The 14300-nt window shown below is 40.7% G+C and carries 11 protein-coding genes; 3 read left to right on the top strand and 8 right to left on the bottom strand.

Going from position 1 to position 14300, the window contains the following annotated elements; genetic code table 11:
- Window positions 1-6 precede the first annotated feature (6 nt).
- The 7 genes from J3455_RS06855 to J3455_RS06825 all read right to left on the bottom strand — a co-directional run bounded on the left by J3455_RS06855 (window position 7) and on the right by J3455_RS06825 (window position 8655).
- The gene (locus J3455_RS06855; protein WP_130050424.1) at window positions 7-936 is read right to left on the bottom strand and encodes a hydrogen peroxide-inducible genes activator; all 930 of its coding nucleotides are present in this window, start codon (window positions 934-936) and stop codon (window positions 7-9) included.
- A gap of 76 nt (window positions 937-1012) precedes the next feature.
- Entirely contained in the window at window positions 1013-2281 is a 1269-nt protein-coding gene (locus J3455_RS06850; RefSeq protein WP_130050423.1) for an inorganic phosphate transporter, read from the bottom strand.
- Between the two features lie 42 nt (window positions 2282-2323).
- Window positions 2324-3001 carry a TIGR00153 family protein gene (locus J3455_RS06845; RefSeq protein WP_130050422.1) on the bottom strand — a complete coding sequence of 226 codons (678 nt, stop codon included), beginning with the start codon at window positions 2999-3001 and terminating at the stop codon, window positions 2324-2326.
- Window positions 3002-3152: 151 nt separating this feature from the next.
- Complete coding sequence (phoU, locus tag J3455_RS06840; RefSeq protein WP_130050421.1) at window positions 3153-3854, bottom strand: phosphate signaling complex protein PhoU; 702 nt, start codon at window positions 3852-3854, stop codon at window positions 3153-3155.
- Between the two features lie 47 nt (window positions 3855-3901).
- The gene (pstB, locus tag J3455_RS06835; protein ID WP_130050420.1) at window positions 3902-4729 is read right to left on the bottom strand and encodes a phosphate ABC transporter ATP-binding protein PstB; all 828 of its coding nucleotides are present in this window, start codon (window positions 4727-4729) and stop codon (window positions 3902-3904) included.
- Window positions 4730-4755: 26 nt separating this feature from the next.
- Window positions 4756-6405, bottom strand: coding sequence for a phosphate ABC transporter permease PstA (gene pstA, locus J3455_RS06830; RefSeq protein ID WP_349561397.1), 1650 nt, complete (start codon window positions 6403-6405; stop codon window positions 4756-4758).
- Between the two features lie 15 nt (window positions 6406-6420).
- Complete coding sequence (locus J3455_RS06825; protein ID WP_130050418.1) at window positions 6421-8655, bottom strand: ABC transporter permease subunit; 2235 nt, start codon at window positions 8653-8655, stop codon at window positions 6421-6423.
- Between the two features lie 348 nt (window positions 8656-9003).
- Between J3455_RS06825 and J3455_RS06820 the strand changes: the two genes are divergently transcribed.
- The 3 genes from J3455_RS06820 to ppx all read left to right on the top strand — a co-directional run bounded on the left by J3455_RS06820 (window position 9004) and on the right by ppx (window position 13476).
- Window positions 9004-9510 (top strand): glycine cleavage system transcriptional repressor, encoded by a 507-nt coding sequence (locus J3455_RS06820; protein ID WP_130050417.1) that lies wholly within the window; start codon window positions 9004-9006, stop codon window positions 9508-9510.
- Between the two features lie 404 nt (window positions 9511-9914).
- Complete coding sequence (ppk1, locus tag J3455_RS06815) at window positions 9915-11996, top strand: polyphosphate kinase 1 (RefSeq protein ID WP_349561395.1); 2082 nt, start codon at window positions 9915-9917, stop codon at window positions 11994-11996.
- A complete protein-coding gene (ppx, locus tag J3455_RS06810; RefSeq protein ID WP_167658397.1) occupies window positions 11989-13476 on the top strand; it encodes an exopolyphosphatase in 1488 nt (495 codons plus the stop codon). Before ppk1 ends, ppx begins: the two co-directional genes overlap by 8 nt.
- Before the next feature lie 275 nt (window positions 13477-13751).
- Here the strand turns inward: ppx and J3455_RS06805 are convergent, their stop codons facing one another.
- Window positions 13752-14207 (bottom strand): hypothetical protein, encoded by a 456-nt coding sequence (locus tag J3455_RS06805; RefSeq protein WP_349561394.1) that lies wholly within the window; start codon window positions 14205-14207, stop codon window positions 13752-13754.
- Window positions 14208-14300 lie beyond the last annotated feature (93 nt).

The raw sequence follows: 14300 nt of genomic DNA, 5'->3' as shown, positions 1-14300 counted from the left end.
GAGGCTTTATTCGTTGTCACACTGACCGTCTAAGCTACATTGCTTGTTAAGAAATAGCTCTAACTGTTGGCTAAACAGCCTAAAGTCTCTGATCCGGCCTGTGGTTTTACGCCACACGATACCTATTTCTCGGTAAGCATCGCCTTGAGATGGCGTTGCGACCATATCTTTCTTATCTAAAATGCCGGCATTTATGGCCATTTGAGGTAGGAAAGTAACACCCAGTTGGTGTTCAACCATACTTAATAAAGTATGTAAGCTTGCCGCTTCAAATGGATTAATACAGCTTGAGCGATTTAAATGACAGGCACTTAGCGCGTGCCCAGTCATACAATGCTCACGTTCAAGTAAAAACACGCTAGCATCAGGTAACAGATTAAAATCTTCTACACCATCCGCTGGAGTGTAATCTTTATGATGCACTAGACTGAAGTGATCTTTGGCAAGTACTTGGGTATGAAACTTTTCAGTATCAAATGGCAAGGCCAGTAAAGCCATATCAATTTGTCCGTGCTCTAGCTTATCGAGTAGCTTGTCGCTGGTATCTTCAACCAAGACTAACTCTAACTCAGTAAAGGTTTGTTTGCAGAAATGATATAAGGGCGCAGCAATAAAGCTGGCAATCGTTGGGATCACACCAAGAGTAAGTGTCCCGCTTAAAGGCGTTAAAAAGCTCTTTGTAAGCTCTTTTAGACTAAGAGTGTCGTCAATAATTTTACGGGCTTTCTCTACAACTTCCTCGCCAATAGCTGTAAACATTAAACTGCGGTTTTCGCGCTCTATGAGCTGGCAACCTAAAGTTTCTTCTAGATTTTGAATTGCACTACTTAATGTAGATTGACCAATAAAACAGGCGCTGGCTGCGCGGCCAAAGTGTTGATGTTGATGGACTGCTAGTAAATACTGTAGTTGTTTTATACTTGGTAAGTTATTCATACTCTACCTGAAAATAAAAAGACCCCAATACCTAAGGCATTGAGATCTTTTCAAGCTAAAAGTCTTTTAGTACTTTTTATACCCCGAAGGCAGTTCTCAGTACGTAGAAAATAACAATAGCAAGGGCTGCGCCAACTGGCAATGTAATTACCCAAGAAACTACAATGTTTCTTACAACACCCATATTAAGTGCCGCAATACCACGTGCCATACCTACACCTAGTACCGCACCCACCAGTGTTTGTGTAGTAGAAATAGGTAAACCAGTACCTGAAGCGATAACAACTGTAGAAGCCGCAGCAAGTTCTGCAGCAAAACCACGGCTTGGTGTTAAGTGCGTGATACCTTCACCGATTGTTTTAATTACTTTCTTACCTAAGATAGCAAGACCAGCAACAATACCTAAACCACCTAGTGGTAAAATCCACCATGCGATAGCCGCTTTCTTAGCGATTTCACCGTTGTGCTCAACAATGTTTACAACAGCAGCTAGTGGACCAATCGCGTTAGCAACATCGTTTGAACCGTGTGCGAAAGCCATACAACATGCTGTTAGTACCATAAGTACTGCGAACACTTTCTCAACGTTGTTAAATTGCATTGCTTTGTCAGCTTTAGGATCGATTTTCAGACGCGCAATAGCAATCTTACCAATAACAGCTACGACAACTGCAATCGCGATAGAAAGCGCGTAGCCTTCAACAGCACCTAAATCAATACCAATGTGCTTCAAGCCTTTCTTAATTGTTACCAGTGACATGATAAAGCCTGCTAGACCCATATACACAGGTACGAAACGCTTAGCATTTTTCAGTGGTGCATCAGTGTCAAAAATTAGCTTTTGCGCACTCATAAAGATCAGGTATGCAATAAAACCAGAAATAGCAGGGGTAACAATCCAGCTACCAACAATACCCATTACCTTGTTCCATTGGATTGCTTCGCTACCGACAGCAACCAGAGCGAAACCAATGATGGCACCAATGATTGAGTGAGTCGTAGATACAGGCCAGCCTAAGAAAGAGGCAATCAATAACCAGCTACCCGCAGCGAATAGTGCGGCAATCATACCAAGGATCATAAGTTCCGGTATGTCCATAAATGGCGTCGCATCAATAATTCCTTTTCGGATTGTAGATGTAACCTCACCACCAGCAAGGTATGCGCCAGCGAATTCAAACACCATCGCGATGATGATTGCTTGTTTAATTGTAAGTGCTTTTGAGCCAACTGATGTACCCATCGCATTGGCAACATCATTTGCACCAATACCATAAGCCATGAAGAAACCAACTGCGGCGGCAGTTAAAACCAGTATCGTGCCGTAATTTGCAATGATATCCATTGTGTGAACCTTTAATTTTTTCGTTTTTGAACTGATTTGAAATTAACGAGCTAACATCAGCTCAAGACGAGAACCTACGCGCTCAGCAATATCTGCAAGCTCGCCTACCCATTCAATGATCTTGTATAAGAACATTACGTCGACAGGATTAAGTTCATTTTCGATGGCGCGCAATTGACGGCGAATTTTGATTTGCATGTCATCCGTGTCTTGTTCAATAGCGTCCAATTCAACGAGCATTTTCTCAACTAAAGTAACTTCGCGACCTTTGAAGCCAGTTTCTAGCAGCTCATCTAGCTCATTGATTGCTTTTGATGCTTGTTTAGTCGCATCAACACAACGCGTTAAATAAACAAGGAAATCTTCTTGTATTTCAGTGGGAATAGTCATCTCACGACCAACTACACGACCTGCAATGTCTTTTGCTTTGTTAGCAATTTTGTCTTGTTGGGTAACAAGCTCAAGCAAATCGGTACGCTCAACGGGCATGAATAAACCACGTGGTAGTTGAAGGCGGATGTTACGTTTCATTTCATCAGCTTCACGCTCTAAATTGCGAATGTTTAGGCGGATTTCTTCCGCTTCTTGCCACTCTGCTTTAAAAACGTGATTAAAGAAAGGTATCAATGCTTTACTTGCTTGATGTGCTTTCTTAATGTGATCTTCCATAGGCTTAATAGGTGATTTAGCAAAAACCCCTAAAAATGCATTTGTAGGCATAACTGACCCTTTATAAATTAGTATGCTTTGGCAGCTGCGAATTTTACAGCATTGTGTTCGATTGTGAACGCTTTTTCTGCCTTACATCACCAATAAAACACAAAGCGGCCCAAGGGCCGCTCGATTTAATAATGAAAAGGAGCGGCTTAATTTACAGCGACTTTTCTATATCTTCTTGAGATGTATGACGAATATCTTTACCGTTTACAAAATAGATGATGTATTCAGCTATATTTTGGCAACGATCGCCAATTCGCTCTAATGAACGAACTGACCACACTAAATCCATAATTTTCGGAATTGAGCGTGGATCTTCCATCATGTATGTCATGATCTGACGTGTAATTGCTTCATATTCACGGTCAACTTTGGCATCTTCTTTGTGTACTTCAAACGCACACTGCACATCCATACGTGCAAATGCATCAAGAACATCGTGAAGCATTTTCGATACTTGGCGACCCATGTTTTCAATGTTCACCAGTAGGTCTTGCTGATCTTTTGTGAATGAGTCCAGCGCTACTTTAGCAATGCGCTCAGCTTCATCACCAATACGCTCTAAATCAGCAATTGTTTTAGCAATTGCAATCACAAGGCGTAGGTCACTTGCTGCTGGCTGACGACGAGCAATGATGCGCGTGCACTCTTCGTCGATGTTCACTTCCATTGCATTCACTTTATAGTCGTTTTCACGTACTTTTTGTGCAAGTTCTGCATCACCATTGCTAACAGCATCTAGTGCACTGTTTAGTTGTTGCTCAACTAACCCTCCCATGTTCAATACATGGTTTCGCACATTTTCAAGCTCTTCATTAAAACGGCCCGAAATGTGTTTATTGATATTATGTTCCATTGTCTACCTCTATAAATTTCGTCTACGAGACCAAGTGACTTTATTGACTAACCGTAACGGCCTGTAATGTAGTCTTCTGTTTTCTTCTTGCTTGGTGTTGTAAATAACGTATTGGTATCTGAATACTCAATCAACTCACCCATGTACATAAACGCAGTTTGGTCAGATACACGAGCGGCTTGTTGCATGTTGTGAGTAACGATTACCACGGTAAACTTGTTCTTTAAGTCGTTAATTAGCTCTTCGATAACTAAAGTAGAAATTGGATCTAGTGCCGATGTAGGCTCATCCAGAAGTAGTACTTCAGGCTCGATAGCAATTGAGCGAGCAATAACAAGACGCTGTTGCTGACCACCAGATAGACCAAATGCGCTATCGTGTAAGCGGTCTTTCACTTCATCCCATAACGCTGCGCCACGTAAAGATTGTTCAACCACTTCGTCTAGTTTACGCTTTTCTTTAATACCTTGTAAGCGTAGGCCATAAACGACATTTTCGTAGATCGATTTTGGAAATGGATTAGGACGTTGGAATACCATCCCGACATTTCTTCGTAGTGCAGCAACATCTACATTCTTATCATAGATATTGTGACCATGTAGTAAGATCTCACCATCTATACGACAGCTATCAACTAGGTCATTCATACGGTTGATACAACGTAAAAGTGTTGATTTACCACAACCCGATGGACCGATAAATGCCGTTACCTGACCCTTCGGGATGTTCATATTTACGCTGCTAAGTGCCTGTTTATCACCGTAGTATAGATCTAAGTTTTTAATTTCTAACGCAGTTTGTTCTGCAGTTAGGTTATCTAAATCTAGCTTTGCCGCGCTTTTCGCTTGGTTTACTTGTGGTGCAACTGTAATCATCTCTGTCTACCTATAAAAATTCTGTATTAATGCTCAAGAGCTCTAAACTTTTCGCGTAAGTGGTTACGAATACCAATCGCGGTGATATTCAGGGCGATAATTACTGATACCAGTAAGAATGCCGTGGCATATACCAGCGGGCGTGCCGCTTCTACGTTAGGGCTTTGGAAACCAACATCATAAATGTGGAAACCTAAGTGCATAAATTTTCTATCTAAATGTATGTATGGGAAGTTACCGTCAAGTGGCAGTGTTGGCGCCATCTTAACAACACCAACAAGCATTAGTGGTGCTACTTCACCGGCTGCACGTGCAACCGCTAAGATTAAACCGGTCATAATCGCTGGGCTTGCCATCGGAATGATGATACGCCATAGCGTTTCTGCTTTTGTTGCGCCAAGTGCAAGTGAACCATGGCGCACTGTACTAGGAATACGTGATAAACCTTCTTCAGTCGAAACAATTACAACGGGTAGCGTTAGAATTGCTAGCGTTAATGCTGACCAAATAACACCTGGCGTACCAAATACAGGGCTTGGCGACGACTCAGGGTAGAACAATTGGTCAATACTGCCGCCTAGCATGTATACAAAGAAACCTAGGCCAAATACACCGTATACAATTGAAGGTACACCGGCAAGGTTGATTACCGCGATACGGATCATCTTAGTAATGGCGTTTTTTGCTGCGTATTCATGTAAGTAAATCGCTGCGACTACACCAAATGGCGTCACAATCACTGCCATTAGTAAGACCATAAACACAGTACCGAAAATCGCAGGGAATACACCCCCTTCAGTGTTGGCTTCACGAGGGTCATCCGAAACAAATTTACCAAGTTGTACAAAGTAATGACCAAGCTTAGCAAAAAAGCCCATGTCATTAGGGAACCACACATCAAGAACTTGATAAAGTGGCAAAGTAACCACTTCACCACGCATGTCTTTAACCGTTACTTGGTCACGCTTAGCTGCTTTGCGAAGTGCGAATAACTGATTTTCTAATACAGTGTACTCAGCGCGTAGCTCAGCACGCGCTTGTGCAAGCTCTGCAACACGCTCATCTGTTAGTTCGTTATCAAGCTGGTATGCTTTTTCTTTTAAACGTAAACGCTCAAGCTCATAGTTGATATGGCCAATTTCACCATTTTGTAAATCTAAGGCTTGGTCATTCAGGTCAACTGCGCGGTCAACAAGATCATAAAGCTCTTCGATTTTGTTATCTGTGATAACTTCACCGTCTTTAATAACCTGTTCAACATAACCGTAAAAGTTACCGTTTTTGCTACGCTCGAATACAGCAAGCTCAGCTGGCGTAGTACGTGATGTAATATCTGTCTCTAGTACCCAACGGAAATCTAGATCTACATACTCTCGGTTACCTGTTTTAATGAGTAAGCGCTCTAGTTGCTCTTTGTCGTAATCAGATAAATCAACGCCCGTCGCCTCAATACGTGATTTTGCAACTAGTTCTCGGTCATAAACTTCACCGATCACTGTTTGCTTTGCTACTGAACCTTGCAGCTCAAGTTGCACTACTTCTGATGGCCAGAAAAAGCTTAAACCTTTCCAAGCAATCATGGCTAGTAAGCCAAGAACCGAGATTAAACTGATGCTTACCGCACCGCCGGTCATCCAAATCCAAGGAGAACCAGACTTAAACCACTGCTTTACCATGTCGTGTTTCTCCACCTACATTGAACTGTATTTTTCGCGCAGTTGCTGACGAACAAACTCAGCCACTGTGTTGAAAACGAATGTGAATATGAATAATACAAATGCTGCTAAGAATAGGATGCGATAATGCGAGCTGCCTACCTCAGATTCTGGCATCTCTACCGCGATATTCGCAGCAAGTGTTCTCATACCCTGGAAGATACTCCAGTCCATAATAGGTGTATTACCTGTAGCCATTAGAACAATCATTGTTTCGCCTACAGCGCGGCCTAGACCCATCATCACTGCTGAGAAAATACCTGGGCTTGCTGTTAGTAGTACTACGCGAACCAATGTTTGCCATTGCGTTGCACCTAGTGCTAATGAACCGTTTGATAAGTGCTTTGGAACACTGAATACCGCATCTTCAGCAATTGAGAAAATAGTTGGGATTACAGCAAAGCCCATTGCAATACCAACAACTAACGAGTTACGTTGGTCGAATGTCATACCTAATTCATTGGTTAAGTACTGACGCACATTACCGTCAAACATCCATAACTCAATTGAGTTACTCATCGCAAACGATAGCCAACCAATAAAGATAACAACTGGAATCAGTAATATTGAGTGAGAACCTTCAGGAACACGGTGACGGATAGACGCCGGTAATTTGTTCCAGCCAAATGCGGTTAATAAGATACCAATTGGCAGCAACACTAATAATCCGACAATCGCTGGTAAATGTTCTTCAATTAATGGTGCTAACCAAAGACCTGCTAAGAAGCCTAGAATTACCGTTGGTAATGCTTCCATGATTTCTACAGTCGGTTTAACTACTTTACGTAGTTCACTCGACATAAAGTACGCCGTGTAAATTGCCGCTGAAAGTGCAATGGGTACCGCAAATAACATCGCGTACATTGCAGCTTTAATCGTACCGAATGAAATTGGCACTAATGAGAACTTAGATTCAAAGTCATCACTTGCCGACGTTGACTGCCAGATATAACCCGGCTCTGGATAACCTTCGTACCATACTTCTTGCCATAGTGCAGACCAAGTTACTTCTGGATGCTCATTATGAATTTCAATTACTTTCAACGCGTCATCTGCAAGAATCAATGCCGCGTTAGAACGTGGTGCAATTGCAAAGTTTTGAATTGGACCTTCACTTACTTTACCTTGCCACAGTTTGGCATCGCTAGTTGTGTAATAAATACCTAGCTCACCGTTAGCACCTGTTGTGAAGAAAGTACGTCGGTAGAATTCTGTAAAAATGTTTAGTTTAGATTGCTTGCTGGTTTCAAATGCACGAATCTTTTGGAACTCACGGCCATCTTCAGTGTTTACTTCAAACCACTGAGATACTTCACCATTATCGTTGGCAAGCATCAGTGAGTTTGCACCAGCTAATAGTTGAGTTGAAACTAGGTTCGCGTTTTCTTCGTTCGCAGCAAGCAGTTGGATTTGCTCAACCTCTGAAGGGTAACGCGTATCGTATACGTAAATTTGATTTGCTGAACGCACGAATGTACGTGTTGTATCAGGTGAGATTAATAGCTCATCAACACGACCTTCAATATCCAGCTCAGTTCGTTCAACAACCCACTCAACTTCGCCAGTGAACATGTTTTCTTCACCTACAAAGCTGCTAAACAAAACGCGCCTATCAGCCGTTAAAGCAACAACCGCTGTTTTATCTTCATAGTGGCTAAATGCAAATTTAGTGATTGCCGCACCTTGGTCATCGACCTCTAGCGCCAAATCACCCAGCGGGTAATCTAAACGTGGTGTTAATTGACGTTGGTTGTTAGGGAATGTCACTAAGAATTTTGGTGCAACCACAACAACAGAACCATTTTCAAGGCCATATGCGTATTGACCTTGGAACGGTGCAGAGCTTGCAAAGCTGCTTACATCGCTAGGTAATTCTGTATTAAGAGTGGTGATCTTTTTACCAAACTGCTCTTTTTCAACACTGTAAAAGTCAACATTTCCTTTTTCACCAAGTAAAAAGGCAACTTCTGTTTGCTCTTCAATGCCAAGACCAACAACTTCTGACGCATTTTGTAGTTTTACACTGTTACGTGTCTCTACTTTTGCTGACTCAAAAATAGGTTGAACAACATAAAGAAGGTAAAAGAATATGAGTAGTAGTGCTACTAGCACCATTACGCCACCTGCGGAAATACCCCACTTGGCAAACCTGTCTTTAAATAGACGGCTTCTATCCGTATGAAAGGTAGGTTTATTCGGATTGGAAGTCATCAAAACACCCTTAAAACTTAACGTTGCGCGCATTATATTTCACCAAGATGACAGTAATGTTACAAACGTCATAATTCAGTGTAATAAAGCATGTATTTAAGGAACGTATTTTAACGTTAACAAATGACCAAATTGCGACATTGTTCTGCGTATTTATAACGACCAAATTCACAAGCTAACAAATTGTTATAACTAATTTTTTATAACTATATGGAAAAAATTGGACAAACAATAAAACTACATCAATACTCAATAGGACTTATTTTTTCGACAATAAGAATCATTTTTAAACCAACGCCTCCTTCCTTTTTTCGCATTTTTCAGAGGCATTTTTATAGAGATATAAGTATGAAGCAGTTAGTAATTACTATTTTAGGACCAGATAAACCCGGCCTGGTTGAAGACCTCTCAGCTACGATTTTAAACCACCATGGTAATTGGTTAAGCAGTAACTTGAGCCATCTTGCAGGCCACTTTGCAGGAATTATTGAAGCCGCAGTCCCCGAAGAACATCTGCAAGAGCTGCAAGATGCACTACATAGCCTGCCGTATTTAGAAATTAGAATTGAACGCGGTGCCGAAATACTACCTGAAGAAAAGTCTGAACAGATTAATTTTGTTATCACAGGAAATGACAGACCAGGCATTGTGCAAGAGTTAGCCAGCGTTATTCGCCATAAAGGTGCGAATATCACTCATCTAAATTCAAAACAACAAAGTGCACCTAACTGGGGGGTACCTATTTTTAGTGCTGTTGCCACCGTTGCTTTACCAATAGGCATGAACAAAGACGAAGTAATCACTGCACTTGAGTCTATTACCACAGACCTAATTGTTGATATTGAGGACGCATAACAAACAAGTTTATAGGGACATCCGAGCTTAAACTAAGCTTTAAAATTAATGACATACATGTCACAAAACCGACATGTTTAATACTCAAACTACCTCTAGATACAGAATTCAGCGTTTCTCTGGGGTTTAATATCAAGGCGTTACTTTGCAGGAATGGCATTCCCTTTTAAAAAGTAACAACGCAGAGAGTAAGCCCCAGAGAATCGCCCTATGGGTTGGTTTAAAAGCGATTTATTCTGCGTTATTGAATTTAACAAGGGAGCAACCATTCTTTGCATTCAATGCCTTGCCTAAATCGCTTTTAATTCCAACTGAAACGGTATCTAGAGGCAGCTTGAGTATTTTAATACAACCGTCATCTGCATCCTCTATATTCTAACTAGTTATAAACGTTGGAAAACCAGATGAACGCATCACATTCTTCTTCTCAAGCTGTAAACTACTTTGCTAAAGAGCTTAGTTGGCTGTCTTTTAATGAACGCGTGCTGCAAGAAGCCAAAGATAAATCGAACCCGATTATTGAGCGCATGCGCTTTTTAGGTATTTACTCAAACAACATGGATGAGTTTTTCAGAGTACGTGTAGCCGATGTAAAGCGTCGAATTTTACTTAATAAAATTCCTGATGCGAACTTTGAAGAAGACGAAATACTACTTCATCAGATCCAAAGTAAAGTGCTACTGCTTGGTAAAAAGTTTAATCAAATTCATAAAGATATTTTGAATGATTTAAACGAGCACAATATTCACGTAGAGCTACCAGAGAAACTATCTGAATTTCATTTAACCTGGCTGAAAAAGTTTTTCCACGACAATGTGCTACAACATATACTGCCAATTTTACTCACTGAAAAGAAAGACTATTCAGATCAAATAAACGACACCATGACCTATTTGTTTGTCGAAATGACCAATCAAAAAAGTCATTATGCCATGATGGAGGTGCCAACTGACCGCGTATCTCGCTTTGTTATTTTGCCACCAGAGAAAACACGCCGTCATAAAACTATTGTGATGCTTGATGACATCATCGCCTACTTTATTCGCGATGTGTTTAGCAGCTTCTTTAGCTTTGATGATATTCAATGTTATGCCATTAAACTAACTCGTGATGCCGAGTACAATTTAGATGACGAGCTTGAAGAAGGCTTGCTCGATAAAATGTCGAAAGGACTAAAGCAACGTATTTATGCTGAACCTGTGCGTCTTGTTTATGACGAAAGTATGCCAGCTGAAATGCTTAAAGTGATGAAAAAACGCCTTAATATTAGTCAACATGATGCGCTGATCCCCGGTGGTCGTTACCGTAACTTCCGCGATTTTATTGCGTTTCCGAATGTTGGCCGCCAGTACTTAGAAAACAAACCACTACCAGCGTTACAAAGCACGGCCTTTAATAATTACTCGAGTGTGTTTGATGCCATCTCAGAGCAAGATATTTTGCTGTATTACCCATATCACACTTTTAACCATTTACTTGAGTTTGTACGCCAAGCAGCCTTTGATCCGGATGTGACACAAATTAAGGTCAATATTTACCGTGTAGCCAGTCAGTCTCGTCTAGTTTCTACGCTCATTAATGCCGCCAAAAATGGCAAACATGTAACTGTCATGGTCGAGCTTAAAGCGCGCTTTGATGAACAAAATAATATCGAATGGGCAAAAACACTCAGTAATGCTGGTGTTAAAGTGATCTTTGGTATCCCAGCACTTAAAGTACACAGCAAGTTATGTGTCATTCACCGTAAAGAAAAAAACAACATAGTGAAGTACGCACACATTGGCACAGGTAACTTTCACGAAAAAACAGCCAAAATATACACTGACTTTAGCTTATTCACTAAGCATGAAAGTATTAGCGAAGAATGCGATAGCGTTTTTAAATTCATTGAAAGTAGTTATAAGCCATTTCAGTTTGATCATTTGATGATCTCGCCAGTCAATGCAAGGCAAACTATCATCTCACTGATAGATGCAGAAATTAGCAATGTAGAGCACGGTAAGGCTGGGCGAATTACTTTAAAAATAAACAACCTTGTCGATAAAGAGCTGGTTGATCACCTTTATTTTGCCGCAAGACGTGGCGTAAAAATTCGTATTATAGTGCGTGGTATGTGTTCGTTAGTACCCTCTGTCGCAAATGATAACATTCGTATCATTAGTATCGTTGACCGCTTTTTAGAGCATCCGCGGGTTATGGTGTTTCATAATAATGGTGATGAAAAAGTATATATTTCATCAGCTGACTGGATGACCCGTAACCTAGATCATCGTGTTGAAGTGGCCACTCCAATTTATGATAAAAAATTAAAACAGCTTATCATTGATATTCTTGAACTACAGTTTAAAGATAGAACAAAAGCACGCATAATCGATAGTGAGCAAAAAAATAGCTATGTGCGCCGTGGTAATCGTAAGAAAATTCGCTCACAAATTGCCATTTATGACCACCTTAAAAAATGGGAAAGTAACTATAATAATGAATGATTATCCCTCAATAGCTGCCGTTGATTTAGGCTCAAACAGTTTTCATTTAGTGGTGGCAAGAGAGGTCGATGGCTCTTTGCAGATCTTACACAAAGAAAAGCAGCGCGTTTACTTAGCTGACGGTTTGGATGATAAAAATCACTTAAGCCAAGAAGCTATTGAACGTGCTCTAGCCATCCTTAAACAATTTGCGACCACCTTACAGGACTTTCCCATCGAGAATGTCAAAGTTGCCGCGACGTACACATTACGCCGCGCTAAAAACATTCATTCGTTCTTAACCCAAGCAAGTAGGGTATTTAATTACCCGATTGAAGTGATCTCAGGGCAAGAAGAGGCGCGCTTAATTTATCAAGGTGTCGCCCATTACATTCATCATGATGAAAATCGCTTAGTTATTGATATTGGTGGTGGCAGTACTGAGCTCATAATTGGCAAACATTTTAAACACAAGCTACTAGCTAGCCGAAACATGGGATGTGTCAGCTATACCAAGCAGTTTTTCGCTGATGGGCAAATTACAGCTAAGCGCTTTGATAAAGCAGAGGTTCGCGCAGAACAAGAACTCGAAGTGATCTTTGCCAACTACTTATCGGCTGGCTGGCAATCTGTAGTAGGGACATCTGGCACAATTAAATCAATCCTTGCCATGATTAACGCCAATGATGCCGAGCAACAGTTAATCACGCTTGAGAGATTACTAGAATTAAAAACCCAGTTTATTGCTGCTAAACAAATTCAGGCGCTACAAATTGAAGGTCTCACAGCTGAGCGACAAGTCAGTATTTGTGGTGGTTTAGCGATATTGATTGCAGTATTTAAGCTATTTAAAATAGAAGCAATGCAATACAGCGACTTTTCTCTTCGTGAAGGTTTACTTCATGAAATGCAGCAAAAGCTCGCCCATAAAGATATTCGCACTAATACCATAGAGAACCTGTCTGAACGTAACGCCATAGATAAAGAGCATGCTAACCGCGTATCTAAAACTGCAAAATGGCTGTTTGAACAAGTAAAAGGTGCATGGCAATTTACTGATCCGGACTATATCAACTTACTGGATTGGGCCGCGCAGCTGCATGAAATTGGCTTAGGGGTAAATTCATCAGGAATACATAAGCATAGTGCGTACATCGTTGCGAATAGCCAATTACCAGGGTTTACGCAGCAACAGCAAACCTTGCTCAGTTGCATGATCCGCTTTTATCGGAAAAAGATCCGTTTAGAAGAGTTTCCGGCACTGCATACAATGCAGCATTATGAAATATTACAACTTATTGTGATTTTGCGCTTAGCGGTACTGTTGAATCAAAAGCGTATTACCGATCAAGGTTTTAAGCTTGAGATAACAGCTAAGCAAAATAGTATGTTCCTAAAGTTTCACAATAAGTGGCTCAAAGAACATACCTTGCTTTTAGCTGACTTACAGCAAGAGCAAAAATACCTTAAGAAGGTCGGCTTCTTACTCGATTTTCATTAAGCGGATTAATATATACCCAAACCACCTCAAGATGTAAGTTTCAGTTGGAATTAAAAGCGATTTAGGCAAGGCATTGATTGCAAGTAATAGTGGTTCTATTGTTAAGATCGATAACGCAGTATAAATCGCTTTTAAACCAACCCGTTGGGCGCTTCACAGGTACTTACTCTCATCGTTGTTACTTCTTAAAAGGGACTGCACTCTTGCAAAGTAACGCCTTGATATTAAGCACCTGTGAAACGCTGAATTCTGCATCTTGAGGTGGTTTGGGTATACTACATATCCATATGGCGGTTTGAGCTTTGCATCATTTGCTTAAGGCCTTGATGCTCAAGCTCTAGCAATCGCTCAAGCTTTTCTTTGGTTTGCTCTGTATCAGCGCGCGATACCAAGTACTCGTATAAGTCGATTACTTTTTGGTGTTGCGTGGTTAAGTAAACCTGAATCGCCTTTTCATCAATTTGCTGATCTGTGCTGATATCGTTGAAGGTAATTAGCTCAGGGTTTTCAGCAAAATACTCATAGCAATACGTATCTAGCGTGTTTATCTCAGTAATTGCTTTAAAGCCAACGAGATCTTCTGCTAGTTTCTTCTCATATTGCAGATAATAATCCACCAGCATTTGATTATGCTCGTCCAGTAAATCTTTAACACTGTGGAAATTAGCTGCCATTTGAGTATGAAATAACACGGTCCAATCATAAACTTGTTGTATTGTTTTAACTTGCATGTGTATTCCTTATCAAAATCAATTTAATATGACTTTGCATAAATCACACCATTAGAAAAAACATTAATTATCAGCGCCTTAAAAATAAAAAGT

Source organism: Pseudoalteromonas sp. NFXS39 (assembly GCF_040148775.1).
GTDB lineage: Bacteria > Pseudomonadota > Gammaproteobacteria > Enterobacterales > Alteromonadaceae > Pseudoalteromonas > Pseudoalteromonas apostichopi.
Note: the sequence above shows the minus strand (reverse complement) of the source record. Positions and strands in the feature narration are given on the sequence as shown.